Source organism: Niveispirillum sp. KHB5.9 (assembly GCF_048066115.1).
In the GTDB taxonomy this organism is placed as follows: Bacteria; Pseudomonadota; Alphaproteobacteria; order Azospirillales; family Azospirillaceae; genus Niveispirillum.
Window position 1 is genome coordinate 38,855 of sequence record NZ_JBLTYX010000027.1, and the last position, 25,895, is coordinate 64,749.

Annotated in this window: 23 protein-coding genes; 11 read left to right on the forward strand and 12 right to left on the reverse strand. The window is 69.2% G+C overall.

All coding sequences use genetic code 11. The features are described from left to right. Window positions 1-101 precede the first annotated feature (101 nt). From ACM9HJ_RS27750 to ACM9HJ_RS27760, 3 genes are read left to right on the forward strand one after another with little or no spacing between them, the layout of a single operon-like run. A complete protein-coding gene (locus tag ACM9HJ_RS27750; RefSeq protein ID WP_416575044.1) occupies window positions 102-1,028 on the forward strand; it encodes a 6-hydroxymethylpterin diphosphokinase MptE-like protein in 927 nt (308 codons plus the stop codon). A gap of 5 nt (window positions 1,029-1,033) precedes the next feature. Then, entirely contained in the window at window positions 1,034-3,355 is a 2,322-nt protein-coding gene (locus ACM9HJ_RS27755; RefSeq protein WP_416575045.1) for an FkbM family methyltransferase, read from the forward strand. 34 nt (window positions 3,356-3,389) lie between these two features. Then, a complete protein-coding gene (locus ACM9HJ_RS27760) occupies window positions 3,390-5,114 on the forward strand; it encodes a polysialyltransferase family glycosyltransferase (protein ID WP_416575046.1) in 1,725 nt (574 codons plus the stop codon). Window positions 5,115-5,418: 304 nt separating this feature from the next. Here ACM9HJ_RS27760 and ACM9HJ_RS27765 read toward each other — a convergent pair whose 3' ends face one another. From ACM9HJ_RS27765 to ACM9HJ_RS27775, 3 genes are read right to left on the reverse strand one after another with little or no spacing between them, the layout of a single operon-like run. Further along, window positions 5,419-6,396 carry a phosphoglycerate dehydrogenase gene (locus tag ACM9HJ_RS27765; RefSeq protein ID WP_416575047.1) on the reverse strand — a complete coding sequence of 326 codons (978 nt, stop codon included), beginning with the start codon at window positions 6,394-6,396 and terminating at the stop codon, window positions 5,419-5,421. Further along, entirely contained in the window at window positions 6,397-7,077 is a 681-nt protein-coding gene (locus ACM9HJ_RS27770; protein ID WP_416575048.1) for a cytidylyltransferase domain-containing protein, read from the reverse strand. It lies immediately after the preceding gene. Then, window positions 7,074-8,060 (reverse strand): glycosyltransferase family 2 protein, encoded by a 987-nt coding sequence (locus tag ACM9HJ_RS27775; RefSeq protein ID WP_416575049.1) that lies wholly within the window; start codon window positions 8,058-8,060, stop codon window positions 7,074-7,076. Before ACM9HJ_RS27775 ends, ACM9HJ_RS27770 begins: the two co-directional genes overlap by 4 nt. Window positions 8,061-8,215: 155 nt before the next feature. Between ACM9HJ_RS27775 and ACM9HJ_RS27780 the strand changes: the two genes are divergently transcribed. From ACM9HJ_RS27780 to ACM9HJ_RS27810, 7 genes are all read left to right on the forward strand, one after another. Then, window positions 8,216-9,625 (forward strand): hypothetical protein, encoded by a 1,410-nt coding sequence (locus ACM9HJ_RS27780; protein ID WP_416575050.1) that lies wholly within the window; start codon window positions 8,216-8,218, stop codon window positions 9,623-9,625. A gap of 48 nt (window positions 9,626-9,673) precedes the next feature. Beyond that, on the forward strand, window positions 9,674-10,870 hold the full coding sequence (locus ACM9HJ_RS27785) for a class I SAM-dependent methyltransferase (protein WP_416575051.1): 1,197 nt from the start codon (window positions 9,674-9,676) through the stop codon (window positions 10,868-10,870). A gap of 42 nt (window positions 10,871-10,912) precedes the next feature. Beyond that, window positions 10,913-11,689, forward strand: a complete 777-nt coding sequence (locus tag ACM9HJ_RS27790) for a hypothetical protein (RefSeq protein ID WP_416575052.1) — start codon at window positions 10,913-10,915, stop codon at window positions 11,687-11,689. A gap of 9 nt (window positions 11,690-11,698) precedes the next feature. Then, the gene (locus tag ACM9HJ_RS27795) at window positions 11,699-13,663 is read left to right on the forward strand and encodes a glycosyltransferase family protein (RefSeq protein WP_416575053.1); all 1,965 of its coding nucleotides are present in this window, start codon (window positions 11,699-11,701) and stop codon (window positions 13,661-13,663) included. A 575-nt stretch (window positions 13,664-14,238) separates the two neighbouring features. Then, window positions 14,239-14,490 carry a type II toxin-antitoxin system Phd/YefM family antitoxin gene (locus ACM9HJ_RS27800; protein ID WP_416575054.1) on the forward strand — a complete coding sequence of 84 codons (252 nt, stop codon included), beginning with the start codon at window positions 14,239-14,241 and terminating at the stop codon, window positions 14,488-14,490. Beyond that, window positions 14,487-14,900: a type II toxin-antitoxin system VapC family toxin gene (locus ACM9HJ_RS27805; RefSeq protein ID WP_416575055.1), complete on the forward strand. Its 414-nt coding sequence runs from the start codon at window positions 14,487-14,489 to the stop codon at window positions 14,898-14,900. The genes ACM9HJ_RS27800 and ACM9HJ_RS27805 overlap by 4 nt, the downstream gene beginning before the upstream one ends. Window positions 14,901-15,173: 273 nt before the next feature. After that, window positions 15,174-16,103, forward strand: coding sequence for a replication protein RepA (locus ACM9HJ_RS27810; RefSeq protein ID WP_416575056.1), 930 nt, complete (start codon window positions 15,174-15,176; stop codon window positions 16,101-16,103). Between the two features lie 127 nt (window positions 16,104-16,230). On the opposite strand, the gene ACM9HJ_RS27815 is transcribed toward ACM9HJ_RS27810, so the two are convergent. The 4 genes from ACM9HJ_RS27815 to ACM9HJ_RS27830 form a co-directional block, all read right to left on the reverse strand. Next, a complete protein-coding gene (locus ACM9HJ_RS27815) occupies window positions 16,231-17,769 on the reverse strand; it encodes a glycosyltransferase family 2 protein (protein WP_416575057.1) in 1,539 nt (512 codons plus the stop codon). Beyond that, window positions 17,766-17,993, reverse strand: a complete 228-nt coding sequence (locus ACM9HJ_RS27820) for a hypothetical protein (protein ID WP_416575058.1) — start codon at window positions 17,991-17,993, stop codon at window positions 17,766-17,768. The genes ACM9HJ_RS27815 and ACM9HJ_RS27820 overlap by 4 nt, the downstream gene beginning before the upstream one ends. Before the next feature lie 238 nt (window positions 17,994-18,231). After that, entirely contained in the window at window positions 18,232-19,212 is a 981-nt protein-coding gene (galE, locus tag ACM9HJ_RS27825; RefSeq protein ID WP_416575059.1) for a UDP-glucose 4-epimerase GalE, read from the reverse strand. Window positions 19,213-19,287: 75 nt separating this feature from the next. Further along, window positions 19,288-20,994: an ABC transporter ATP-binding protein gene (locus ACM9HJ_RS27830; protein ID WP_416575060.1), complete on the reverse strand. Its 1,707-nt coding sequence runs from the start codon at window positions 20,992-20,994 to the stop codon at window positions 19,288-19,290. 81 nt (window positions 20,995-21,075) lie between these two features. Between ACM9HJ_RS27830 and ACM9HJ_RS27835 the strand changes: the two genes are divergently transcribed. Beyond that, window positions 21,076-21,354, forward strand: coding sequence for a lasso peptide biosynthesis B2 protein (locus tag ACM9HJ_RS27835; RefSeq protein ID WP_416575061.1), 279 nt, complete (start codon window positions 21,076-21,078; stop codon window positions 21,352-21,354). A 15-nt stretch (window positions 21,355-21,369) separates the two neighbouring features. Here the strand turns inward: ACM9HJ_RS27835 and ACM9HJ_RS27840 are convergent, their stop codons facing one another. Genes ACM9HJ_RS27840 through ACM9HJ_RS27860 form a run of 5 tightly spaced genes read right to left on the reverse strand, consistent with a single transcriptional unit; the run spans window position 21,370 to window position 25,775 of the window. Next, window positions 21,370-22,014 (reverse strand): hypothetical protein, encoded by a 645-nt coding sequence (locus ACM9HJ_RS27840; RefSeq protein ID WP_416575062.1) that lies wholly within the window; start codon window positions 22,012-22,014, stop codon window positions 21,370-21,372. Beyond that, on the reverse strand, window positions 22,011-22,805 hold the full coding sequence (locus ACM9HJ_RS27845) for a 2OG-Fe(II) oxygenase (protein ID WP_416575063.1): 795 nt from the start codon (window positions 22,803-22,805) through the stop codon (window positions 22,011-22,013). Before ACM9HJ_RS27845 ends, ACM9HJ_RS27840 begins: the two co-directional genes overlap by 4 nt. Before the next feature lie 4 nt (window positions 22,806-22,809). Continuing rightward, window positions 22,810-24,642: a tetratricopeptide repeat protein gene (locus ACM9HJ_RS27850; protein WP_416575064.1), complete on the reverse strand. Its 1,833-nt coding sequence runs from the start codon at window positions 24,640-24,642 to the stop codon at window positions 22,810-22,812. Next, the gene (locus ACM9HJ_RS27855) at window positions 24,639-25,202 is read right to left on the reverse strand and encodes a GNAT family N-acetyltransferase (RefSeq protein ID WP_416575065.1); all 564 of its coding nucleotides are present in this window, start codon (window positions 25,200-25,202) and stop codon (window positions 24,639-24,641) included. Before ACM9HJ_RS27855 ends, ACM9HJ_RS27850 begins: the two co-directional genes overlap by 4 nt. 3 nt (window positions 25,203-25,205) lie before the next feature. Next, entirely contained in the window at window positions 25,206-25,775 is a 570-nt protein-coding gene (locus tag ACM9HJ_RS27860) for a phage tail protein (protein WP_416575066.1), read from the reverse strand. Between the last annotated feature and the right edge of the window lie 120 nt (window positions 25,776-25,895).

Genomic DNA, 25,895 nt, shown 5'->3' on the forward strand with positions numbered 1-25,895 from the left:
GGGAATTTCCTTGCGCCGGGGCCGCTTTCGCATCTTCAGTTTCGTCTGCTCCGGTTTTCCAAGATAATCTCGGGGCGTCGAACCTGGTTGGGGAATGCGTGATGCAGTCTGTTGAGCGGAATGACGAAGCGCTGGAACAACGCTACCAGTCCGTCGTGACGCGCCTGCCCTTGCGGTCGCCGATCTTCCTGCCCACGGCACGCATGCCGCCCGCCGAGCGGCTGGCCGGCGTCGAGGCGGTCGAGGATCTCTATCGCCACCGCCTGGACAGCCTCTACAAGCCGAAGCTGAAGGCGCTCCGGCAGGCCTGGCAGGGCCGCAAGCGCTGCTTCGTCATCGGCAATGGTCCCAGCCTCAACCAGACGGACCTATCGCTGCTGAAGGGGGAGGTGACGTTCGCCGTCAACAGCTTCTTCCTGAAGGCCCCGGAACTGGACTGGCTGCCGACCTTCTATGTCGTGGAGGACCATCTCGTCGCCGAGGACCGCCGGGAACAGATCGAGGCCTTCCGCGGGCCCGTGCGCCTGTTCCCCGCCTATCTGCGCTATTGCCTGGCCGAGGGGGACGACACGATCTTCTTCGACCACCGGCCGCGCAAGAGCTACCCGCACGGGTTCGACTTCTCCACCGATGCGTCGGACTTCACCTATGCAGGCTGCACGGTCACGTTCACCTGCCTGCAGCTGGCCTATTTCCTGGGGTTCGAGGAGATATACCTGATCGGCGTGGATGCGAACTACGTCCTGCCCGCCGACGTGCAGCAGAGCGACAAGTACGGCGTCGGGATATTGGATATGGGCTCCGACGACCCCAACCATTTCCATCCCGACTATTTCGGCAAGGGCTATCGCTGGCACGATCCGCAGGTCGACAAGATGATCCAGGCCTATGGCGAGGCGGAAAGGGTCGTGCGCGGCACCGGCACCCGCATCTACAACGCCACGGTCGGCGGGAAGCTGGAAGTGTTCGAACGGCGGCCCTTCGCCTCCTTGTTCGTTTCCCCCCACCAGGACCGGCAGCAGGTTTGATGAACATGGCGACCATCGAAGGCGGCCATCCGCGCATCCTGGTGATCGACACCACCTGCCGCCAGGACGGGACTGCGACGGGCGCGGTGAAGGAGGCCCTGTTCGCGGGCTGGCCGGCCGAGCGCTACCTGCAGATCCATTCGGCGGGTCCCGACGACATCGCCTTTTTCGGCGCGCCCTCGATCACCCGGCGCTGCACGGGGCTGGTCGCCGACCCGGTCGCCGCGGAGATGGTGCGGGCATTCGCCCCGCAGCTGGTGCTGTACAGGCCCGTCCCCGACCTGCCGCGCTTCCATCTGTTCGCCATGGGCATTCTGCGGTTGCTGGCGGACACGCCGCTGGCGATCTGGATCATGGATGACTGGCCGACAGCACTGGTGGCCAGCAAGCCGGTCTTCGCCGGGGCCATGAACCATGACCTGCGGAGCCTGCTGGACAGGGCGTCGCTGCGGCTGGCGATCGGGGATGCGATGACGGTCGCCTTCGGGCAGCGCTACGGCGTGCCGTTCCAGGCCTTCGGCAACGGTGTCCAGCTGTCGCAATGGCCCCGGCCGGCATCCCGGCCCGAGGGGGCCGCCTTCACCCTGCGCTACGGGGGCTCGCTGGCCGCCAACATGACCCTGGGCAGCCTGGTGCTGCTGGCTCGCGTCGTCGATGCCCTGAACGAGGCGGGCGGCGCCTACCGGCTGGAGATCAATGCCCGGCAATTCTGGTGGGAAAGCGCGCGGCAGGTCTTCGCCCCCTTCGCGGCGACCGTGCTGACCTCCATCGACCGGACCGAGGCGGAATACCGGCAATGGCTGTCGCAAGCCGACGCGGTGGTCATCGCCTATAATTTCGACCCGGTTTCCCGCGTCTATTGCCGTTATTCCATCGCCAACAAGCTGCCCGAGCTGCTGGCCTGCGGCGCCCCGCTCCTGGCCATCGGGCCGGAGGAAAATGCCACGATCGAGCTGATCGCCGGCACGGGCTGCGGGGCCGTCATCTCCTCCGCCGACGCATCCAAGGTCGGTGGCGCCCTGGCCGCGTTCGCGCAGGACGGGGAATACCGGGCCAATCTGATCGAAGCGGCGCGCCGGGTCGCCCTGGAACAGTTCGACATCAACCGGACCCGCCAGGCCTTCACCGCCGCCCTGGCCGCCATCGCCGATCCGGCCCCGCCCCCCTATGACGTGGTCACCGACATCCATCCCCGGTCCGCCCAGGCCCATCTGGATGAAACGGAGGTGATCGCGGTCCTGTCGGATGGCTGGCCCGCGGCGACGGACCGGATCATGCTGGATGTCGGCGCGCATGTCGGCAGCAGCAGCCAGTATTTCATCGATCGCGGCTGGTCCAGCCATTGCTTCGAACCCGACGCTGCCAATCGGGAAAAGCTGGAACGCCGCTTCGCCGGGAACGAGCGGGTGCGCATCCATCCCGTGGCCGTGGGCGAGCAGGCATCCGCCGGCGCCGCCTTCTTCACCTCGGGGGAAAGCACCGGCATCAGCAGCCTGCTGCCCTTCCGCGACAGCCATGCCTGCGTCGGCGAGGTTCCCGTCACCACCCTGGACGCCTTCACCCGGGCGCATGGCATCACCCGCGTCGATTTCCTGAAGATCGATGCCGAAGGCTGGGACCTGATGGTGCTGCGCGGCGTCCCCTGGGACCGGCTGCGCCCGGCGGTCATCGAGTGCGAGTTCGAGGATGCCAAGACGGAACGGCTCGGGTACCGGATGCGGGACACGGCCGATTATCTGCAGGCGCGCGGCTACAGCGTCTATGTCAGCGAGTGGCATCCGATCATCCGGTACGGCATCCGCCATCAATGGTGCCGGATCGTGCGCTATCCGACACCCCCGCACGATATCCGGGGCTGGGGCAATCTTCTGGCCTTCCAGACGGACCCGGGCCCGGACGCCCTCGACGCCGCGATCGGGCGGTGCGTGAAGGTGCCCGACCCGTCCGCCGTCATCCGCCTGCGGGGTCCGGCCACACAGCATGTCCGGACCGTGTCCAGGGAGATCGACCTGCTGGCGCTGCCGCCCGGCCTGCCGGTCTGGATCTATGGCGCCTCGGCCGGAGGCGAGATCATCCACGATCTGCTCCGCCGGCAAGGGGGGCCCCCCGTCGCAGGGTTCCTGGACAGCCATCGCGAGGGCCGGCATTGCGGGCTGCCGGTCAGGCACTATGCCGGCGCGGCCGATATCGACGGGAAGGGCTCTGCCTGCATCATCGTCGCCAGCCAGTATTCACGCGAGATCATCGCCAGGCTCAACCCGGGTGTCGGCCCGGTCTATGATGCGGCGGCCCTGATCCTGCGGATCGTAACCGACCGGAAATCGTAGCCCTGTCCCGGACTACCCAACTGGAAGATCGCTGGTGCGTCTGATCCTCTGCTCATCCCCGACCCATGTCGTGAGGGCCCATGCCTGCCTCCAGCAGGCGGGCGACGATATCGGGCGTCCGACGGGCTTCATGATCCTGGGCGCCCAGCGGCCGGAACTGTGCCGGGCGATCCGGCGGACCGTCGACCTGCTGTTCCCCGGCATGCCGGTCCGCGAGGCGCCGGAATTGCCCAAGGCCGCCGATTTCGACAGCTGGACCCCGGAACAGCTGGTGTCCCTGGGACGCCAGGCCGTCGCCGCGATCGGTGCCGGCGCCATCACGGAACTCTGGGTCTACAGCCTCTATGCCGCCAGCCAGAAGCTGCTGATCGAATTGCTGAGCGAGGCCCGGGTCTTCTTCGTCGATGACGGGCTGGACAGCTACAACCAGCAGCCGGTCCATGATCCGGACGCGGGCGAGGGGCATGAGGCCATCCTCGCGGCCATCCGGCCGAAAGGCGTCATGCGCCAGCATCTCCGGCGCCTGGCCGGGATCTTCCTGGGCCTGGTCCGCGAAATGCGGCTGCCCGCCTATCTCTCCGGCCTGGCTTATCTGGAGATGGAGGCCGAACAGCAGCGGCGCAGCCTGGAAGCCATGGGTCCCCATCCGCTTTGGGATGTCAGGCCACCGGAAACGGGCAGGGGCTGGGCGATCGTCATCGGCTCCTCCTTCTACCGTTTGGGGCTGTTATCGGCACAGGACGAGGAGTCCCTTTACCTGGACACCTGCCGGCTGCTGGCCGCACAGGGGTACAGGGTGCTGTACAAGCCGCATCCGCGCGCGGCCATGGCCATCCCGCCCCTGGACAGGGACGCCCCCTTCATCCCTCCCGAAGACGCGGAAATGCCGCTGGAGTGGATATTGCTGCATTGCCCGGTCGATCTGATCGTGTCGATCTGCTCGACCTCGCTGTTGACCCTCCAGGATATGAAAGGGTGCCGCTCCCTGGTCCTTTCCCGGGCAACACCGCTGTTCCGCCATACCCCGCCCGAGCATGTGGGCCATCTGCGGGGCATCTTGCCCCATCTGCCGGTTCCCCCCCCTTCCACACCGGCGGCAGAGGCCGGCCCCACATCCTATCCATGGTTCAAGCCGCAGCAGAACATCCAGATCGACGAGGTCAGGGTCCTCTATTACTGGCAACGGGGATGCCCGTACGGCACGTTCCTGGATGTCGGGGGCGGGGGGCTGGCATCCCTGATCCCGTTCCTGCACGGGGGATGGCGGGTCCTGGCCGTCCCGATGCAGGCCGCCATCGCCGGGGCCCTGGACACGGCACTGGCCGGCCATCCCGGCGCCATTATCGACAGCAGCCTGGTCGGGGCCCCCCGCATCACGCCCGACGCCATCGCGACGCTTGTGCACCGGCAGAAAATGACCGATGTCACCTTGCTGAAGATCGGCGGCATCGATCTGGAGGACACTTATCCCTGCGGTGCTTTCCAGCCCGAGGCCGTCCTGTGCGGATTTGACGATGACCTGCCCGGCAGGACCCTGGCCAAGACGGCCGGCCTGCTGGGCCGGTACGGCTACCACCTGATCGTCAGCGTCTGGCATCCCCTACCGGGCCGGCCTTCCGCATGGCTGGGGGCCACCCCCTATGCGGCGGATATGCGGATGCCGGTCCCGTCGAAAGGACGGGTCCTGGCGCTGAGGGACCCGCGGGCGGTGCCGGCATTGCTGACGCTGCTGCACCGTCACGCCCTGATGACACCGTGAAACCGTCGGCAAAATGATTAGCCTATGGCCAATCATTTATGCGCCTCATACCATGTCCCGGTGATCGTAACCGATCACCGGCCTCAGTCGCCGGCGCCGCCATCCGGCGGCTTGGCTACGCGCCACGAGGCGCGCGGCGGCGGTCGCCGCCGAGCCAATTCCCGATGAGTCCAAATCATCGGGAATTGGTATCAGTCGCCGGCACCCGCATCCGCGGGCTTGGCTACGCCGCACGTGCGGCGGGCCGGCGGTCGCCGGCCTCCAACGGTCATGAAGATGACCGCTGGTATAAACCGATCGCACCCTATTCCTGCGCCAGGGCATAAGCCGGAGGATATTTCTCCGCGATGCCCAGGCCGCGCAGCAGGTTGCGTAGGGCCGCGACATTGACCCTGTCCACGCCTTCATGGGTGTTGGAGCCGTTATGGGCGCCCAGGATCACATTGTCGAAACCGCGCAGCGGGCTGTCGGCGGGCAGGGGCTCCTCCTCGAACACGTCCAGGCCGGCGCCGGCGACATGGCCCGACCGCAGCGCCTCCACCAGCGCCTTCTCGTCGATGACGGGCCCGCGCGAGACATTGATCACCCTGGCCCCCTTCTTCAGCAGGGAAAGGGCCGCCGCGTCGATCAGATGGAAACTGTCCGGCGTCAGGTTGCAGGTGACGATCAGGTAGTCGACCCGGGGCAGCATCTCCGCCAGGGGTAGCCGGGTCAGGCCGGTCCGCGCGTCGAAATCCGCATCCGGGGCGGCATGGGGATCGCTGCCCAACGCTACCAGCCCGAAGCCGCCCAGACGGCGCACCACGGCCTGGCCGATGCTGCCCAGGCCGACGACGCCCACGCGCTTGCCCGCCAGCGTCGTGCCGCGCAGCTTCGTCCAGACCCCGTCGCGCACGCCCCGGTCGATCAGGTGCAGGGGCCGGGCCAGCAGAATGACATAGCCCAGCGCCATGTCCGCCACCTCCTCCCCGAACATGCCCGGCGTGTTGTAGACGGGGATGTTGCGCTCGGCGGCGGCCTGCACATCGATGGCGTCGATGCCGATGCCCCATTTGCAGATGACCTTCAGGCGCGTGCCGGCCTCGATCACCTTGCGCGAGACCTGGTCGTCACCGGCGACGATGGCATCGAACCTGCCGATGATGGGGACAAGGTCGTCCTCGGTCAGGTGCTGGACGATGGGCGGCAGCTCGATGGTGACGCCATGATCGGAGAGCCAGCCGCGGAACTGGTCGATGCAGGATTGCAGCTGGCGGCAGGGGATCAGGACATGGGCGGTCATTCACGCCTCTCCACTCTGGCGATGCAGGCGGAACAGCTGTTCGGCCAGCAGGAAATTGGTCTCGATGTCGATGTCCTGCGCCTCGATCTCGTCGATCTCGAACATCAGGGGGCGCTCGCCGATGCGGTTGCGGCGCCTGGCCAGGATTTCCCGCGTGAACAGGTAGATGCAGGAATTCTCCTCATAGACCGGCGGCAGGTCCTGGGTGCGCAGCAGGATGGCGGCATTGTGGTTGATGGGCCGGGCCAGCTGGTCCCAGAGGCGCGTCTGCAGGCGGGTCACGGAGAACAGGCTGTCGAAGGCCGGGGCCTGCGCCTGGAAGGTCTGGATCGCCCGCTCGATCGAGGCCTTGGTCAGCAGCGGGTTGGTGCTGTGGGTCTGGAGATAGAGATCGGCCGGCACCACGCCGGTCGTGTGCAGCAGCACGTCGTTCATCGGCGTGGCGCCGTCGCGCAGATGCTCCGGCCGCTCCAGCAGGCGCACCGCCGGGAACAGGCGGGCCGCCTCCTCCAGGATGACGGGGCTGTCGGTATCGATCACCACCTCGGCGATGGCAGGGCAGTCCAGCAGCGTGCCCACGATGTAATGGTAGAGGGGCTTGGCGACGAATTCGCGGTAATTCTTGCCCTTCACGCGCTGGCTGTCATGCCGCATGGGCACGATGGCGACAATCCTGGTCATTCCGGTCCCTCTGTTTTCCGCGGCGCGCCGGGGATATGCGAACTGCCATAGTCGATGCGCAGCTTACTGCGCGCATCCTCGTCGATCCAGGCCGATGCCGCCGCGCCCGCCGGGTAGAAGAAGGCGCGCTTCAGGGCTTGGGGCACCTCGCCCTGCTGGCGGTGGCCGCGCCAGGTGCCCAGGAACTGCATGAAGCGGAACCAGAGGATTTCCCAGGCGACATCCGGCAGCCGTCCCGCGCGCAGGGCGTGCCAGAGGTCGCTCGCCACATTGGCGGTCAGCAGGCGCAGGAAATCGGGAAAGCCGAAGCGCAGCTCGGGCATGATGGCCCGCAGCGCGATGGCTTCCCGCTGATAGCGCTTCAGCACGCGTTCGGGCGTCTCCTCATGCACATGGATGACGCAGGCCGCCGGGTCGTAGACGATGCGCCGGCCCAGGCGCCGCATGTGCGACGCCCATTCCAGATCCTCCAGCCCCGTCAGCGCCTCGTCATAGGGTCTTTCCAGCCAGAAGGCGCGGCGGACGGCGGCATTGGCGTTGTTGCAGAAAGGATGCTGCTGGTCGGGATCGGGCCGGTCGGGAAACCAGCTTTCGAACAGCCGGTGCTCGGAATAGCGCGTGCGCTCATCCCCGCGCTGGCCGCCATAGACGATGGCGACAGGGGGATCGGCAAACGGCGCCACCAGCCGGTCCAGCCAGTCGGCATGGGTCGGATAGACATGGGCGCTGGCGATCACCAGGATATCGCCCGTCGCCGCGGCACAGCCCATGTTGAGGGAACGGCCGAAGGAGAAACGGTCGGGCGGGATGTGCAGGATCTTCACCGGGAAATGTGCTGCGATATCCAGCGTGGCGTCGGTGGATCCGGAATCGACGATGATGATCTCGATGTCGCGGAAGCTCTGCCGCTCAATACCGACCAGCAGACGGCCAATATGCTTGGCTTCGTTGTAACAGCGGATGATCAACGAGACGCGTGGCAAGATTAGCTTCTCATGCTGAATTCAGCCGGCCGCACTCTCAACAGCCTTCTATTGAAATCCTGTTTTCGTATATATCAGGCTGTTGACTGTATCAACAATCCTAGCCGCCCATCGACAGCCGGCCCAGCAGGACGAGATCGGACGCGGAGTCCATGATGACCGGGACGCAAGTGGCAACCGAACCTGACATAGACCGGTGGCGGGCCGCGATCCGGTCGGATGTGGACGGACAATATGCCCTGGCGATGGGGGTGGCCATCGGCCAGGCCGGGGAGGCCGACAGCGCCCTGCACTGGCTCGAAAGGGCCGGCCGGCACCCGCGCTGGCAGGCGGCTTCCCTGTTCGCGCGCCATTACGTGCTGCCGCCCCATGGCGGTGCCGCGGTGGACGTGGCCGAGATGGCACGGACCCGGCCGGACGAGGCGGTGGACGGCCTCTGCCAGCTGGGCCGGACCTGCCGGGGAACGGCCTCCATACCGCGCGCGCAGGTTCTGGAAATCCATCGGCGGGCTGTCGAGGTCGCTGCCGGCGGCAGCCCCCGGGCCCGGCTGCGGGCCGGCATGGAATATGACGAGGTCCTCTGCGCCCAGGGAAGGCAGGGGGAGGCCGGGAATACGCGGCAGGTCCTGGACACGGACTTCGCCGGCCAGTCCCTCGACAGGCCGACGGTCCTGGAATTGGAACTGCTGGCCAAGCAGCTGCAAGGGGCGGGTCAGACGGACCCGGCCCGCGCCATCGACCGCCACCTGGTCCGGATGATCGCCGGCCGGGACGTGGAAGGGGTGGAGGATGCCACCCTTGTCCTGAACATCCTGGGACGCATCGCCCGCGATCCCGATACCGGCCTGCTGGCGGCCCTGGAACCGGCCGCCCTGGAAATCTGCCGCGCGGACCCGCAGGCCGGCGTGAAGCTGGTCGATCTGGCGGCGGTGATCCTGGACAAGGACTGCCCCGGTTTCGCCCGCAGCCTGCTGGCCGGCCTGCCCGGGGGCCCGGTGCGCACCGGGCTGCTGGCCCATATCGTGCTGCGGACCCCCCAGCCGGTCCCGCTCGCCCCGGAACTGGCGGCGGCCTTCGACCGGGATGGGGTCGCCGAGCGCTTCAGGCTGGTTCTGGCCCAGGCATTGCTGGCGGCGGACCAGATAGCGGCGGCGCTGGCCCTCTCCGCGACCCTGGGCGGGGCGACGGCCCTGCTGGTGCAGATCACCGGCTTGCTGGCGGCCGGCCGGGTGGGCGAGGCGCGCGAGGCACTGGACCGCTTGCGCAAGGCGTCCCCGCCGCCCCAACAGCAACTGCGCGGCGAAGCCCTGCTGCTGCTGGGAACGGGCGATGCCGACGGGGCGCTGGCCGCGCTGGAACCCGCCATCGCCAGTGCGGAGGCCGGCATCTTCGAGCGGATGCTGGCGGCCATGGCCACCGCCATGCGGGAACCGGAGGCGGGCCGGACATTGTTCGCGGAGATGGCGCGGGATTATCCCGCCGCACTGGTGATCCGCGCGGTCAACAGCTTTCCCGCCTACCGTGCGCAGGTTGCCGACGGCCTGGGCGGCCTGGCGGCGGACTGAAGCCCCCTGCGCGCGGTGCCCACCACAGTCAACGATCAGGTGTCGTCCATGAGCCGTCTGCATATGCTGTCCGCCCCGAACTTCGCCGACATGGCCTGGCTGTTCACCAGCGACAACCGCAACCGCGGCCTGATCCGGCAGAATTTCGACGAGGCGGCCCTGCTCTGGCGCTGCACCCAGGCGACGGGCGGTCCCATCCTGGAGGTCGGGCGCTTCCATGGCGGGACGACGGTCCTGTTGAGCGTGGCCAGCGCCGGCCGGCGGCTGGTCAGCATCGACATCGCCCCCAAGCACGCGCCGGAATGCGATGCCTTCCTGACGGAAGTGGCCGCGGCGTTCCCGGACCGGCTGGATGTCCGGATCGGCGATTCCAGGATTCCCCTGCCCGACCACGCGTTCGGCATGCTGTTCATCGACGGCGACCACAGCTACGAGGGGGTGAAGGCCGACACCATCGCCCATTGGCGCGCGCTGCGCCCCTTCGACGGCAAGCCGGGTCTGGCCGTCTTCCATGACGCGGTCCCCAACGAGGGGCTGGCACATCGGCAATTGCTCAACCATTGCGAAGGCGTGCGCCTGCTGTGCCAGGAACTGGTCGACCAGGGATGCGCGCGCATCATCGGCCAGGCGGGTTCCAGCCTGGCGCTGGAAAAGCTGGGGGAACTGCCGCCCGAATGGGAAGGGGACATCCATGATGCCGCTCCCGCTGCCGCCGCCTCGCGGGAACTGGCCCGGCGCGGCGATATCATCCTGCTGGCCCGGCACGGGGGAACGGGCATCGAGCTGGGGGTCGCGGAAGGCGGCTTCTCCGAAGCCATCCTGGAAAGGGGGGTGCTCAGCCATCTCTACAGCGTCGACATGTATGCCGGCGACCGCGGGCACGACCTGGAACAGTACAAGCGCGCCATCCGCCGGCTGGGACGGTTCAAGGAGAAGAACAGCCTGCTGAAGATGCGTTTCGACGAGGCGCTGGACCTGTTCGATGATGATACCTTCGACTTCATCTATATCGACGGCTACGCCCATACCGGCCAGGAGGATGGGCGGACCATCCGGGACTGGTATGCCAAGCTGAAACCCGGCGGCATTTTCGCCGGCGATGATTACGATCCGCGATGGCCGCTGGTCGTGGCCGCCGTCGATGCCTTCGCCGCCGAGAAGGGGCTGCCGGTCGGCATCCTGAAATCCGGCGAGCAGAAGCAATATTCCTATTTTCCCAGTTGGTATCTGGTCAAACCGGCATGATCGCGGGCGCGCGGTCGGCCATGTCAGGTGGATGGGCGGAACATGGGTGAGGGCAGGCGCCTGCTGGTCCTGGGCAACGGCCCCTCGCTGAAGCCCGACCATTTCCCGGTCTTCCAGGGCGTCGACGCCCTGGGCATGAATGCCGCCTATCGGTTCTGGCAGCGTATCGGCTGGTACCCCACCTATTACGCCTGCCTGGACCCGCAGGTGGTGGTGAGCCATGCCGACGCCATCGCGGAGATGGTGCGGGCCGGCCGGTTCCGCCGGGCCTTCCTGCACTGGCATATATTGAAGCGCCATCCCGACCTGGCGGCCGCCGCCGGCGTCACCTTCCTGTGCCAGGTGATGGATGGCGACGACGATCCGGGGCGCTGCGCGGCCCTGAAGTTGGAACACCGGCCCGACCCGTTCTTCCGGTCGGCCCATCCCGGCTGGTACACGACGGGCAGCGCCAGCCTGCGCTTCGCGGGCCATCTGGGCTATCGCCGCATCGGCGTGCTGGGCATCGACTGCCGATACCAGGAGATCCTGCCCGAGGCGGCGGCGGAGGGGGGGCAGGTGCTGCGGATCGAGCGGCCCGTGGCCCGCAATCCCAATTACTTCTTCGACGATTACCAGCAGCCGGGCGACCTCTACCAGGTGCCCAACCCGGCCCAGGTCGATCCCAACCTGCATCTGCACTGCATCCAGTATGTGGCCGAGGACAACGCGGCCCTGGGCTTCGGGCTGGATATAAGGGTGCTGAGCCGGGAGAGCGGGCTTCATGCCGAAGGGGTCTTCCCCTTCCAGGCGCTGGGCGATTTCCTGGGTGGGGACTGAATGCCCCCCTTGCGCCTTTCCCTTTTCAACCCGCAGGCCCCCGACCATCCCGTGGCGGAACGGGAACTGGCGCTGCGCCTGCTGACGGCGGTGGAGCGGCTGGGCTGGCAGGCGGCGATCCAGACACGATCGGCCGAGGTCGAGGCGTTCGATCCCGATGGCGTGATCAACCTCTATCCCGAGGCAGCACCCAAGCTGACGGCCCATCCCTGGCTGGGTTGCGCCTGGAACCCGGTCGGGCTGACGGCCCGCCTGACCCCGCCGGCCCGCGCCGGCGCCGCCCGCCACCTGCCGGCGCAGGACGCCTATCTGGTCTCCGGCCCGCAGCTGGAGGCGCATATGGCGGCCCTGCGGCCCGACGCCCCCCGGCTGCCCTTCCATCCCAGCTCGCCGCGCAGCGACCTGGCGCCGGCCACGGGCCCCGACAGCAGGCTGTTCTATGTCGGGTCCAACTGGGACGGGCAACGCTATCCGGCCCTGCTGCGGCAGCTGGCGCAGGCCGGCGTGCTGGCCCTGCACGGCACGGCGGAACGCTGGTCGCACCTGGCCGAGGCCTGGCGGGGACCGCTGCCCTTCGATGGCCGTTCCGTCATCCGGGCCGCCCACCGCTGGGGCATGGGCCTGTGCCTGCACCTGCCGCAGCACCGGGCCGAAGGCGTGCCCAACATGCGGGTGTTCGAGCTGGCCGCCGCCGGCGCCGTGATCATCGCCGACCGCCATCCCTTCATCGAGCACTGGTTCGGCGACCGGGTGCTCTATGTGGAGACGGAAGGGGGGGAGGAGGCGGCGGCGGCCGATATCCTGGACAAGGTGGCCTGGGTGCGGGCGCATCCCGCCGCGGCCCGGGCCATGGCGGCCGGGGCGCAGGCCATCTTCAACCGGCATCTCTGCCTGGAGGTGCTGCTGTCACCGCTACCCGATCTGCTGGCCGATCTGAAGGCGGGGCGGGCCGCGCCCCCGCGGATGAGGCTGGGCGTGCTGCGGCCCGAGGCGGGGGAGATCGTGATGCCGGACGGCGCCCCGCCCCGCCCCCTGCCAGGGGCGGCGGGGCTGGCGGGACTGCGCGCGGCGGTGGCGGGCCTGGACGGGCTGGCCATCCTGCCGGCGGGCGTGGACTGGCCGGCGGGGCACGGGGACCGGATGGCCCGGGCCCTGGCGGACAGCGCCGGCGGGGCCGTGCTGGCCCCCGGTCTCTGGCCCCGGCCGGCGGAGGAAAGCGGGTTCCCGCTGGACCCGGACGAGGACCGGGCCCTGGCGCCCCGGCCCGGCGAGCCGGTGCCCGTGGCGGCCGGTGCCGCCCTGGCCCGGCTGCGCGCCGGCGGCCTCTGCCTGCGGACCGGCAGGCTGGCGGGGCTGGACGGGGACTGGAGCGATTGGCCGTCGCTGGCGCTCGACCTCGGCCCCCTGCTGGCCGGCAGTGCCGGCGGGGTGGAGATGCTGTGCCTGCCCGGTCCGCGCCTGGCCGGGCGGGAGGAGGGGGCCGGTGCCGCCCTCTCCCGCGCCGTCCGGGCCTGGCCCGCCCTGGAGACGTTCCCCGCCGGCACGGGAGAGGGCGGCACCATCCCCCTGACCGGGATCGCCGACATGGTGCCCGATCTGGCCCGCACCATCCCCTTCCTGCTGCGGGCGGGGGATTTCACGGCCCTGCCCGGCACGGGGCCGGTCTGGATCTATGGCACGGGACGGGGCGGCGAGCTGGTGCTGGAGGCCCTGGGGCCCGCGGCCCGCGGCCGGCTGGCCGGCTTCCTGGACAGCGGGCGGCAGGGGGTGGCGCACGGGCTGCCCCTGATGCGGCCGGGTGATGTGGAACCGGCGGTGATGGCGGCCGCCACCATCCTGATCGCGGCGCAATATGTCAGCGACATGCTGCGCACCCTGCGGAACCTGCCCGCGGCACCGGCCCATATCGTCAATGCCTATCCCTTCATCGCGGCCCGCATCGAGACCCTCGCCGAGGCCGGGACCGGGGGCTGACGCCCGCGCGACGGCGTGCAACGGAAAAGCGGTGGCGGTTTCAGTCCCGGCGGCCGGCCACGCGACATCGTGAAACCGATCGAAGCGCACGGTTTCAAAATCCGCCTCCGTGATGTCCAGCAGGTCAGCCGCGCGCAGCAGGGCCCGGACATCCCCGGTCCGCACCGCCATTTCCAGCCCGCGCAGGAACCCGTGGCGCAAGGGGGCCAGACCGTCATCCAGGGTGGGCAGCGGGACGGGGGCCGGCCGGCACAGACGGTCGAAGGCGGGGCAGCGCCGCCGCGCCCGCCACAGCGCGCCGCGCGACAGACCGCACCAAGCCGCCACCTGTCCCACCGGCACGCCATCGGCCAGCCGGGCCGCCACGGCTTCCCAGCCGGCATCGTCCAGGGCCCGGGAATCCAATCCTGGAAAGCGTGAAGGAAGGGGCGTCCTGCGGGCGGGAGCGGGCATTTCCTTGCGATCTCCGCATCAGATATAAGATTTTATTCTTATCATTTTGCGAGAACAAATGCCAGAATCTGCGCATTGACATGAACAGACCAGTTTATAGACTGGTTGATCAGGAGGTACCCATGACCGAGATCGGCGCATTCGAAGCCAAGACCCATTTCTCGCAACTGCTGGCACGGGCCGGGCAGGGCGAAGCCTTCACCATCACGTTGCGTGGGCGGCCGGTGGCCCGGCTGGTACCAGCCACCTTGCCCGACCAGGCCCAAGCCCAGGCCGCGCTGGAACGGCTGCGTCACCGGGCGCAGGCCCTGGGTGGCAAGCCCTTTGATTGGGAAGGCGAATGGAAGGGCTGGCGGGACGAGGGGCGGCGGTGAGCTTCGTTCTGGATTGTTCCGCCACGCTGGCCTTCATCCTGCCGGATGAAGGGGGCATCGATCCAGGCCTGACCGGACGGTTGCTGGCGGAAGGAGCCCTTGTTCCCTCGCTCTGGACGCTGGAAGTGGCCAATTGTCTGCTGATGGCTGAAAGGCGGGGACGGATCGCTCCGGAATTCCGCAACGCCGCCCTGGCCGATCTGGCCCTGCTGCCCATCAGCCAGGACGGGGAGACGGCGCGATCGGCCTGGGGACGCACCAGCGATCTGGCGAAAGCCCATCATCTGACCCTGTATGATGCCACCTATCTGGAACTGGCCTTGCGCCTGGGGCTGCCGCTTGCCAGCCTGGACAGGGATCTGGTCGGTGCCGCCGGAGCCGCTGGCGTCCCGGTGCTGCGGGTCCGGTGATGAAAGGCGAAGTCGGGACTCTACTCGCGCCCCCGCCGCCTTGCCTGCGATTCGGGGGGCAAAAGAAAGTCAGGCGGCGCCTGGGAAATCCGGAGCTCGATTCTGTCCCCGGGACTCTACTCGCGCCCCGTCGGGACTCTACTCGCGCGACTCGGACTTATCCCCGGGACTCTACTCGCATAACTATAAGTTAGAATCTAAAAGCCTTTCTAATAGCTAGCGCGAGTAGAGTCCCGATTGCATTCAGGAAAGGCCGGGGTAATCTTTGTCGGCATGGGGACAATACATCAGCTCATCCGGCAGCACGGCAAGGATAACGCCAAGCTGTACGCCGATCCGGACGAGAAACATCTCGTCGACATCGCCGCCGAAGTCATGGCCGGCGAACGGGAGGATTTGGGCTGGGCCTATACAGGATGGGCTTTCACCGCATTGCCGCACAAGCGCATTGGCGATGATGCCGTCTGGCAGCGGGAAATGGGCCAGGTGACGCTGACCATCAGCCCCGGCCACCTGCCCGGCAAGACACGCAGCGAACTGGTGAAGGTGGGCGTGCCGTTCGGTGCGCATGCGCGGCTGGTGATGCTGTATCTGCAGACCCAGGCCATCCGCACCGGCAGCCGCGAGGTCGAGGTGGGCCGGACGATGAACGCCTTCCTGGAACGGATCGGCGTGGCCCCCGGCGGCAAGACAAGGCAGTCGGTCAGCGAGCAGCTGCGCCGCATCGCCGCTTCCACCGTCATGTTCAGCTGGCAGCAGACGCCCGACAGCGCGCCGGGCTTCATGCGCCAGACCATCATCAAGGGCGGCCAGCTGGGCGTGCGGATGACCGACGATACCCAGGGCGCGCTCTGGGAAGAGCACATCGTGCTGTCGGAGGATTTCTACGACAATCTGCGCAAATATCCGATCCCGCTGCTGGAACAGGCTATCCGGGCCATCGGGGCCAGCAGCCTGGCGCTCGACCTCTATGTCTGGCTGTCCTACCGACTGCGCAGCCTGACCAAGCCCACGACCATTTCCTGGCAGGCGCTGCATGCCCAGCACGGCGCCGAATATGCCCGCATCCGCGATTTCAAGCGCTTCATGATCCCGCAATTGAAGCTGGCGCTGGCCGCCTATCCGCAGGCGCATGTGACGCTGGAGGATGACGGGCTGATGCTGTACCCGTCAGCGGCGCCGATCAGCAAGCTCGGCGGATAGTCGGGACTCTACTCGCGCTTGGGCGCGTTCCCTCAGGCGCCGGGCGCCCGCATCCGCGGGCTTGGCTTGCGCGGGCATGGGCCCGCGGGCGCTCAACGCGCCAACCGCCCTGCGCGGCAGGACGGTATCATAAGGCAGTATAGAGACGGATATGCGGGGTGGCGTCGTGGAGATGCACCGCCCCGAGTGCTTGCAAGGTTGCCGCCATGGCTGCCAGATATTCACTGGCAATAATGAAAATACCGTCGTGCAGATGGCTTTCCGGCAGGTCCCCCGGCCGGTGCAGCGGCAGGCCGAAGGCCGTCCCCGTGGACTGGCTGTCCAGCAGGCCGGTCACCGACAGATGTCCATGCTTGGCGATTTCCCCCAGCACGATGCGCCCGCCCCGGCCGGTACCATAGACATAGAGCGGGCGGTCCGCCGGCAGGGCATGGAAGTCGGCGGGGCCCGCCAGGGATGGCAGGTCGGGCCGGGCCGCCGGCTGTCCCCAGGCGGGAACGGGGGGAAGCTGCGCGGCGCCGGTGGCGCGCAGGGCGTTGATGACGGGATCCAGCCTTTCGCGGTCGGCGATGCGGATCGCGGCCTCGGCCCGGTGGTCGCTGCGGAAGGCCGTATTGTCGGCCCCGCCCTGGCGCCAGTGGAAATCCGTGCTGACCCGCCAGGAGGAAGCGAAGGGGGCGGCCCGGGCCAGCCGGCGCAGCAGATAGGTATCCTCGGCGAAATCCAGGCCGGGATCGGGCCCCAGAGCAGGCAGCAGGAAGGACGGCGCCAGGAAGGCGCTGGAATGTACCGCCAGGTTCCAGGCCAGGAAGGCCGCGCGGTCGGGCGGCGGCAGAGCGTGGAAGGCGCGGTGTTCGACACCAGGATCGGCGGGGAGCACGGGGCCTTGCGCATCGTCCCAGACCTGCACCGATCCCGCGATGGCAACCGATCCGGCCAGGGCCAGGGGGGCGAGGCTGGCCACATGGTTGGGATGCAGCGCGTCATCATCGTCCAGCATGCCGAACAGGTCGGCCGCGACCGCCCGCAGCCCGGCCCAGAGACAGGCGCTGCGGGTCGTGGGGGCCGGGACGTCGATCAGGTCCAGGCGGCGGAGAAGCGGACGGAACCGCTCCATCTCCGCCTCCAGCCCCGCGACGGGGCCGTGGCGGACCAGGATGACGCCGATGCCGGGGGCGGACTGGGCCACCAGACTGTCCAGGCAGCGGCGCACGAAGCCGATATCCCGCCCACCCACCCGCACGATGTAATCGACGCCGGGGCCGGCCGCGGCGGGCGTGAAGCCGGCGGTGGCACGGATATCGGCCAAAAGGCCGGCCAGCCGGTCGGGCGTGAAATCCTCCGGCGCCAGGATGGGGGCCGCCCGTCCCGTGGCGGACAGGGTGTCGGCCAGGAACCGGGCCTGGGCGGCATCTTCCACCAGGAACCCGTCATGGGACAGCACGGCGTCCAGCCGGCGGCGGTCGCGGCGCAGGCGGTCGGGATCATCGCGCAACCAGCCCAGCCAGGGATGGCCCGTGCGCTTGCCATCGGCGGCGTCGGCGGCGACCACCAGGTCGGGGGCAAGGGCCGCCAGCTGGCGCGACAGGGTGCAGACGGTGCCGTCCCAGCCGGCGGGAACCGGCAGGCCGGCGGGATTGAACAGGGCCAGGCGCGGGCCGGTCACAGCCCGTTGCCGGCGACCGTGCCGTCCTTGCGGCGCGACAGCTGCACCTGGCCCTCCACGCATTTAACGTAGGTGGTCTTGCCCAGGGCCAGGGCGTCGCAGATCGTGATCAGGGCGCGCGGCAGGGCGCCGAATTCCTTCGACCCGCGCACCCCGGCATTATAGGTGGCGAGATAGGTTTTCAGGGCGGGCTTGGTCACAGGCTTGCCGTTCTGGTCGATCATCGCGGAAAAAGGCTCCGGGCCGGGAAGGGATGGCCGATCATGACGCGGCGGAGGGGGCGGGGGGAAGCCCAATCACCGCCGGCCGGGCCGGCTTATATCCGTTCCCGGTGATCACAACCGATCACCGGGCCTCAATCGCCGGCACCCACATACGTGGGTTTGGCTACGCGGCACGTGCCGCGCGGCGGCAGTCGCCGCCGAACCATATCCGATCATGATATCGGATATCTGTCTGATATCATGATCGGGCCCGCATCCAGGCGGCGGCGTGGCGGATATGGTCGGATATGTCGGTGAAGCGGGGGCGCCAGCCCAGCCCGGCCAGGGCCAGGCGGTTGTCGGCGACCAGGATGGCGGGGTCGCCGGGGCGCCGGCCGGCGCGGCGCAGCGGCACGGGCCGGCCGGTGACGGCCTCCACCGCCCCCACCACCTCCAGCACGGAAAAACCCCGTCCCGTGCCCAGATTGGCGGTCAGGCCGGCCCCGTCCTCCAGCAGGCGGCGCAGGGCCAGGACATGGGCGTCGGCCAGGTCGGCGACATGCACGTAATCGCGGATGCAGGTCCCGTCCGGCGTGTCGTAATCGAAGCCGAAGACCGCGATCTCGGGCCCCAGGCCCAGGGCCGCGCGCAGCACCAGCGGGATCAGGTGGGTTTCGGGCTGGTGGTTCTCCCCCAGCTCCCCGTCGGGATCGGCACCCGAGGCGTTGAAATAGCGCAGCATGACGGCGCGCAGCCCGTGGGCGGCGGCAAGGTCGGCCAGGATATCCTCCACCATCAGCTTGGTCCGCCCATAGGGATTGACGGGCCGCAGCGGATGATCCTCGCCGATCGGTATATGCTGCGGATCGCCATAGACGGCGGCGGTGGAGGAGAAGACGATCCGGTCGATCCCGGCCTGTTCCATGACCCGCAGCAGGGACAGCGTGCCGGCGACATTGTTCTCGTAGAACCGCCCCGGCTGGCGCACCGAAACGCCCGCCTCGATGAAGGCCGCGAAATGGATGATGGCGGCCGGCCGGTAGCGGTCGACGATGGCGGCCAGCCTTGCCGTATCGGCCAGGGCCCCCACCTCCAGCGGTCCCCAGCGCACGGCATCGGCGACGCCGTTGGACAGGTCGTCATAGACGATGGGCTGGAAGCCCGCCCGGGCCAGCGCCTTGCAGGTATGGCTGCCGACGAAGCCGGCGCCGCCGGTGACCAGGATGGGGGGACGGGTCATGATCGATCTCGTGCGGGGCCGTGTCGGCAGGGCCCGCGAGCATGGCCCGGACGGGTGGGGAAAGGCCAGCGCCTTTCAGCGGGCCGGCGGATCGGCGGCGATGCGGCCCGCCTCCAGCCGCAGCACCCGGTCGGCGACGCGGCGGGTGGCCTCGCGGTGGGTGACGGCCAGGATGGTGGTCCGGCCGCGCAGCCTGTCCAGGGTCGCCAGGACCAGGGCTTCCGATCCGCCATCCAGGGCCGCGGTGGCCTCGTCCAGGATCAGCAGCCGGGGGTGGCGCAGCAGGGCGCGGGCGATGGCCAGACGCTGGCGTTCCCCGCCGGAGACCGATCCCCCCCGGTCGCCGACGACCGTATCCAGCCCGTGGGGCAGGCTACGGACGACATCGGCGGCCCCCGCCGCCTCCAGCGCCGTCCAGAGATCGGCCTCCGCCGCGTCCGGGACGGCCAGCAGCAGGTTGGCGCGGATCGTGTCATGGAACAGAAACGGGTCCTGCGGCACGACGGCCACCTGCCGGCGCCAGGCGGGCAGCCGGTCGGGGGTCAGCCCGGTGCCGTCCACGCACAGCACCCCGGCGGTCGGGCAGGCCAGCCCCGCCACCAGATCGGCCAGCGTGGATTTGCCGGCCCCCGACGGACCGGTCACGGCCAGCAGCGTGCCGAAGGGCAGGTCCAGATCGATCCCGTCCAGCGCCTGGCGCCCGTCATGGGTGCGCAGGCCGACATCGCGCAGGGTGAGGCGGTGGGAGAAGGGGGGCAGGGAGAGGGGGGGCTGGGCATCGCCCCCGGCCTCCCGCTCCGTCCCGTCCCGCAGCCGGGCCAGCATCTCCTCGTAAAGGATCACGGCGGGCAGGCCGGATTCCAGTTGCCGCCAGACCCGCATGCCGCCCAGCCCCCGCTGCGCCAGGCGGGCGAAGGCCAGGATCACCACCAGGGCGGCACTCAGCGGCTGTTCCAGCCACAAGGTGGCCGTGACCACGGCCAGGGCGGACAGCAGCGCCGCCAGCAGCAGCAGGGCCGATTGCTCATAGGCGGTGATCCTGGCATGCCGGGCCTGGAGATGGCGCAGGTCGGCGAAGCGCCGCGCCAGCACATCCTGCCGGGCCTGTTCGGCCCCCAGCCCCTTGATCACCCGCAGGCCCGCCAGATCGTCGGTCAGGTCGGCCATCATCGCCTGCTGCGCCCGGCCCAGGCGCATCCCGATCCCGAAGCCGCTGCGCCCGATCGCCCGCAGCAGCGGCAGGGCCAGCAATGCCGCCGCCAGGGTGACCAGGGTCAGCGGCGGCGACAGCAGCAGGGCCGCCGCCAGCAGGGTCGGCAGGGTCAGGGCCGTGACGGCGAGATTGATCAGCGCGTCATGGCACATGCCCAGACGGTTCACCTCGATCGTCAGGATCTGCTTCACGTCGCTGGCGCGCAGCGACTGGAAGACCGGCCAGGAGACATGCAGCAGGGCCGCGTGCAGCCCGGTGCGCAGCCGGTCGACGAAACGGTTGCGCTGGTCGTTGGCGATGATGGCGCGCAGCGCCCCCACCAGGGCCGCCAGGGCCACCAGCAGCAGATAAAGCCCCAGCCCGTGGACCAGGGGGGTGGCGGCGGGGGGGCCGTCGCCACCCACCCCCGCCAGGTCCAGCACCGGCACCAGCAGCAGCAGCCCCGCCCCCTCGGCCAGCGAGGCGGCCAGGCCCAGGCCCAGCATCAGCGCCAGCCGCCGCCATCCATAGGACAGGGCCAGCAGGTGCAGCAGGCGGCGGGCGGTGGCGGGGACCGTGGGCGGGGACATGGCTTCCGGCAAGGCAGGCAGGGCCGCGATCATGGCCTTCGCGGGCGGGGGAAGGCCAGCCCCTTGTGCGGGGCGGACCGCATGGCTTGGCGTCCGGCCCCGCGCGATCCCCGCGCGCCGGACGGCACCAACAACCTGGACCGGGCCCGCGCGGTGGCGCTGCGCATCGGCCGCGTCGCGGCCCGGCTGCTGCTGGCGCGGCGCGGCATCCGGGGATCGGGCATCCGCTTCGGCGTGCGCAAGCAGGGCGGCGCGCTGGAGGCCCATGCCTGGCTGGTGCTGGACGACACCATCCTGCTGGGCGGCGAGGAGGCGGCCGATTACGTGCCGCTGGCCGACATGACGCGCGCAAAAGATTGACCGGCGACCGGGATGTCACGCCCTGGCGCGATAATGGGCCAGCAGGTGGGGACACAGGGTTTCCAGCGTCTCCTCGATCTCGGCCGGCCGGTCCTGCCGGCGGAACCGGTCGGTCAGGCCCCGGGTCCGGGCATTGCCGAAGACCACCTCCATCTCCTCCTGCAGAGCGGGTTCCGCCGCCCAGAGGCTGCCGATCAACTCGTCATAGGAGCGGCGGAACTGGAAATATTCCTCGGTGACGGGCCAGCCGAGGGCGGCCATGGCCGCCGGGATGGCGGGGTCGCGCGCCACCAGATCCTCGTAATGGATGACGGCGTCGAAACGGTCGCGCGCCAGGAACAGTGCGTCCAGGATCTGGAACTTCTCGTGCATCAGGCCGCTGTAATGGCGGTAGGGCTTGGTGCGCAGGCTGGCGTAATTGTCGCGCGGGTCGCGCAGCAGCAGCACGGTGCGGTCGGGGCGGAAGCGCTCGACATGCACGGCCAGGGGAAAGGCCGTCGTGATGACGGCCTTGGCCACGAAATCCAGCGGCGTCGTCACGCGCGGGGCGGCGTAATTGTTGGGGATGTCGACCAGGGCCACGCAGCCCGGCCGCTGCGCCAGCACCTGGGTGAAGGCGGTGGCCCCGCTGGACTGCATGCCATGGACCAGCAATCTCATGTCGGCTCCCCCGGACCGGCCAGCCAGTCCCTGTTCATCTCGGCGGTGATGAAGACATAGCGGCGGGTATGGGGCGTGGGCCAGCGCGCGCCGACCCCGTGCAGGGCGTGGATGCTCTGCGGGAACAGCACCAGCTGGTTGGCCCGATAGGGGATGCGCACCACCTCCTCCACCGCCGCCTCGGGCAGCTGGTAGTCGAAGGGCGCGGCCGCCACCATCCCGTCGCGCCAGCGGTACAGGCACAGTTCCCCGCCCTGGCTGTCATCGTCGGGTGCGCGCAGGTAGAACAGGCCGGAGAAAAGCCGGTTGGCGGTGTCCAGGTGCGGCCCGCGCGCCGAGGAGGGCCTGTCCCGCACGGGCGTGTTGATTTCCAGCCTGGCATCCTGGCGGATTTCCAGGCCGGTCGCCGCGGGCGGCTGCGTCAGGTCGACCAGGGCGGTCGGATGCCCCGTCAGGTGCCCGTCCAGGGCCGCCAGCATGGCGGGCTGCCAATGGCCGTCGAACAGGGCCGCCACCTGCGCCAGGAAATCCGGGCCGCTATGCAGGGTCGCGAACCGCTTCCAGCAGTCGGGCATGTCGTTCAGCATCATCACCATGCTGGTCGACAGGACATAGCGCCGGTTGCCGGTGCCCCGGCTGTCGGAGGCGCCGGGGACGATGCGGTCGGTCGTGGGGAAGCCGGCCGCCAGTTCCGCGTAGAGATCCGCCTCCAGCACGTCGGGAATGACGATATGGGGAAAGGGATCGGTGCGGATATCGGCCGGTGTCGCATGGGCAAGCAGGGAGCGCATGGCGTCAGCCCTTCCCGCCGGTGCCGGCCTTGCCCGCAACCCGTTCCCGCAGGGCCGCTTCCAGTTCCGTGACGACATTGGTCCAGTCGTTCCAGCGCTGTTGCCGGAACAGGCGCATGGACGGATACCAGGGGGTGCGGTCCCCCGCCTGCATCCAGCGCCAGCAGCCGTCATAGCGCGACAGCAGCAGCACGGGAATGTCGAGGCCGCCCGCCAGATGCGCCGTGGAGGTGTCGACGCTGACCACCAGGTCGAGCTGGCTGGCCAGGGCGGCCGTATCGGCGAAATCCGACAGTTCCTCCGTCCAGTCATGGATGGGGAAGGGCGGGTCGGCCAGCTGGGCCGCACCGGCGCCCTTCTGCAGGCTGACGAAGCTGATGCCGGGGATGTCCGCCAGCGGGGACAGGCTTTTCAGCGCCATGCTGCGCCGGCGGTCGATGACGGCGGAGATGGGATCATGCGGGCGCGGGTCGCCGGCCCAGACCAGTCCCACCTTCAGCCCCGGCAGGCCCGCCAGGCGCCGCGCCCAGGCCCGGCTGTCGGCGGGATCGGCGGCCAGATAGGGCGGGTCGCAGAGGATATTGTCGGGCCGCACGCCGAACCGGTGCGGCAGCGACATCATGGAGATGCCGCATTCCCATTCCGCCGGGTCCGCGTCCATCGTCACCAGTCGGATACGCGGATCGCTGATGGCGAACAGCCGGACCAGGGGGGCGTTGGTGAACAGCCCCACCTGGGCGCCCCTGTCGGCCAGCAGGCGGACATAGCGGAAGAAATGCAGGCTGTCGCCCATCCCCTGCTCGCTTTCCACCAGGATGCGGCGGCCGGCCGGATCATCGCCGGTCCAGGGGGGCAGCTTGTCGATCTTGTGCCATTGCAGGGTATAGTGGAAATGCTGGTTGCGCTGTTCATAGACCGCCCAGCCCCGGTCCCAGTCGCCGGCCCGCAGCAGGTCGCAGGCCATCAGGAAGGCACTGGTGGCGGGCCGCCCCGCCTCCAGTTCCATGCTTTTCTCATAGAGCGGGAGGCTCTGGTCGAACCGGCCTTCAAGGGAATGGATGGTGGCCAGGTTGGCCAGGCCCGGCACCATGTCGGGATCCAGGGCCAGGCCCTTCTCCAGGGCCTCGATCGCTTCGGCGAACCGCCCCTGCGAGCGCAGGGCCGCGCCCAGGCTGCACCAGGCGGTACCCATGCCGGGCGCCAGTTCCGTCACCACCCGCCGGGCCAGCGCCTCGGCCTCCGCATACTCGCCGACCATTTCCAGCGTTGCCGCCAGATTGGCCATGGCGACGGGATCGTCGGGATAAAGGGCCAGCGACTGGCGCAGGTTGGTGATGCCGTTGGCATAATCGCGCAGGTTCGACTGGATCAGGCCCAGGGCGCCCAGGACCTGCGGATAGGAGGCGTTGATATGGGCCGCCTCCCAGACATAGGGATAGGCCTCCGCATAGGCGAACCGGGCGATCAGCCCACGTGCCTCCTCCATCAGCAGGGCCAGCAGCCGGGTTCCGGCGGAATGGGCGGGCACGCGTTCGATGACCGTGCGCAGCAGCCCCGCCGCGCGGGCCCGGTCGCCGGCATCGGCCAGCAGGCCCGCCAGTTCGGCCATGGCATTGGTATGGCCGGGCTGGCGTTCGACCAGGCGTTCCAGCACGGCGACGGCCTCGGCCGGCCGGCCGGTGTGCCGCAGCGCGATGGCGTAGAGGAACAGCCCCTCGTCGCTGCATTGGCCTTCGGCATCCAGGGCCCCGTACAGCTCGGCCACCCGGTGCTGGTCATCCTCGCGGCAGGCCTGTTCGGCGGCCTGGTGGCGGGCGGCGATATCCATGGCGGTCATTCAGGCTTTTCAGGGCTGGAGATGCAGGGATGGCGCAGATGCAGGCGCGAGGCGTCCCGGCCGGTTTCCACGAAGCCCAGGCGCGTGTAAAGGGCCAGGGCCCGCCCGTTCAGGGGATCGACGGAAAGGGCCAGGCCCTTGCTGGCCATACCCGCCTGCGCGATGAGATCGCCCAGCAGGGCGCTGCCGGTGCCGTGGCCGCACGCCGCGGGCAGGAAGGCGATGTCGATGATCCGCCAGTCGGGACCGTCCAGGTCCAGATGGAGCCGGCCGACGGGATCGGTGCCCCGCAGCAGCAGCAGCCGGGCCGCGTCCGGGTAGCGGCGGTTCCAGTCCTGGCGCCGGGCGTCGAACTGCTGGTCGCAGAACCAGCGGCACATGGCCTCGTCCCAGCCGGCGGCCGTCAGTTCGGTCGACCGGGTGGAGCGGTAGAGCCGGCGCAGGAAGGCCAGGTCGGCGTCCCGCTCGGGACGGACCCGCAATCCGGGCAGGCGCAGGACGGGCACGGGCGGGCGTGCCCGTGCCCCCTCATTCCCCTTCATCCCGGCTGGCGACGGCATGCGTCAGTTCCGCATCGGAAAGACGCCGTCATTGCAGATGAAGTACCCCATGACCAGCAGCGGTGACCGGTTCTCATGCGGCCCGCTGCCGCCGGCCACCGACAGGGCGAGGGGCGACATGGCGCCCAGGGTGGGGTTCAGGGTCGCGGCGGCATACATGCCCAGGGCGTAGGAGCGGGTGGCCCCCGGCGGTTGGTATTGCGGGTTGGAGGGCACGGCGGTCGAACCGGGTGTCGTCACGCGCACCGAGGAGAGCTGCGATTCCATGCCGTGGGTATGGGGCGGGATCTGGGCCGTGGCCAGGCTCACCACGGCCTGGCCCAGGGTCGCGGCCACGGCATAGGGACCGCCGGCGGCGGGGGTGGCCGTGTTCGAGTAGCCCATGATCGCCCGGCCATACAGGTTGGGCAGGGCGAAGGTGGTCTTGCCATCGCCGCCATACATGGGCCCGATGACGGCGTACAGCGCCTGGTTCAGCCCGATGGGAAGGATCGCCCCATTGCACAACAGCCATCCCTGGGGGGCGAACGTGTAGGGGAAGGCCCGGATCTCACCATAGAACGCGTCAGCCATTCATACCTCCCTTGGCCCCAAGCCCGTATCGGACAGGTGCCGTTCAACGCGATGTCGGGACACGGGGGTTCACTCCGGGACCGGAAAGATGCCGTCATTGCAGATGAAATACCCCATGAC

Coding starts and splice junctions, on each gene's coding strand:
- ACM9HJ_RS27750 (WP_416575044.1), top strand. CDS start 102: ATGCAGTCTGTTGAGCGGAATGACGAAGCGCTGGAACAACGCTACCAG.
- ACM9HJ_RS27755 (WP_416575045.1), top strand. CDS start 1,034: ATGGCGACCATCGAAGGCGGCCATCCGCGCATCCTGGTGATCGACACC.
- ACM9HJ_RS27765 (WP_416575047.1), bottom strand. CDS start 6,396: ATGACCGCCCATGTCCTGATCCCCTGCCGCCAGCTGCAATCCTGCATC.
- ACM9HJ_RS27770 (WP_416575048.1), bottom strand. CDS start 7,077: ATGACCAGGATTGTCGCCATCGTGCCCATGCGGCATGACAGCCAGCGC.
- ACM9HJ_RS27780 (WP_416575050.1), top strand. CDS start 8,216: ATGACCGGGACGCAAGTGGCAACCGAACCTGACATAGACCGGTGGCGG.
- ACM9HJ_RS27785 (WP_416575051.1), top strand. CDS start 9,674: ATGAGCCGTCTGCATATGCTGTCCGCCCCGAACTTCGCCGACATGGCC.
- ACM9HJ_RS27790 (WP_416575052.1), top strand. CDS start 10,913: ATGGGTGAGGGCAGGCGCCTGCTGGTCCTGGGCAACGGCCCCTCGCTG.
- ACM9HJ_RS27800 (WP_416575054.1), top strand. CDS start 14,239: ATGACCGAGATCGGCGCATTCGAAGCCAAGACCCATTTCTCGCAACTG.
- ACM9HJ_RS27810 (WP_416575056.1), top strand. CDS start 15,174: ATGGGGACAATACATCAGCTCATCCGGCAGCACGGCAAGGATAACGCC.
- ACM9HJ_RS27820 (WP_416575058.1), bottom strand. CDS start 17,993: ATGATCGACCAGAACGGCAAGCCTGTGACCAAGCCCGCCCTGAAAACC.
- galE (WP_416575059.1), bottom strand. CDS start 19,212: ATGACCCGTCCCCCCATCCTGGTCACCGGCGGCGCCGGCTTCGTCGGC.
- ACM9HJ_RS27830 (WP_416575060.1), bottom strand. CDS start 20,994: ATGTCCCCGCCCACGGTCCCCGCCACCGCCCGCCGCCTGCTGCACCTG.
- ACM9HJ_RS27835 (WP_416575061.1), top strand. CDS start 21,076: ATGGCTTGGCGTCCGGCCCCGCGCGATCCCCGCGCGCCGGACGGCACC.
- ACM9HJ_RS27840 (WP_416575062.1), bottom strand. CDS start 22,014: ATGAGATTGCTGGTCCATGGCATGCAGTCCAGCGGGGCCACCGCCTTC.
- ACM9HJ_RS27845 (WP_416575063.1), bottom strand. CDS start 22,805: ATGCGCTCCCTGCTTGCCCATGCGACACCGGCCGATATCCGCACCGAT.
- ACM9HJ_RS27850 (WP_416575064.1), bottom strand. CDS start 24,642: ATGACCGCCATGGATATCGCCGCCCGCCACCAGGCCGCCGAACAGGCC.
- ACM9HJ_RS27855 (WP_416575065.1), bottom strand. CDS start 25,202: ATGCCGTCGCCAGCCGGGATGAAGGGGAATGAGGGGGCACGGGCACGC.
- ACM9HJ_RS27860 (WP_416575066.1), bottom strand. CDS start 25,775: ATGGCTGACGCGTTCTATGGTGAGATCCGGGCCTTCCCCTACACGTTC.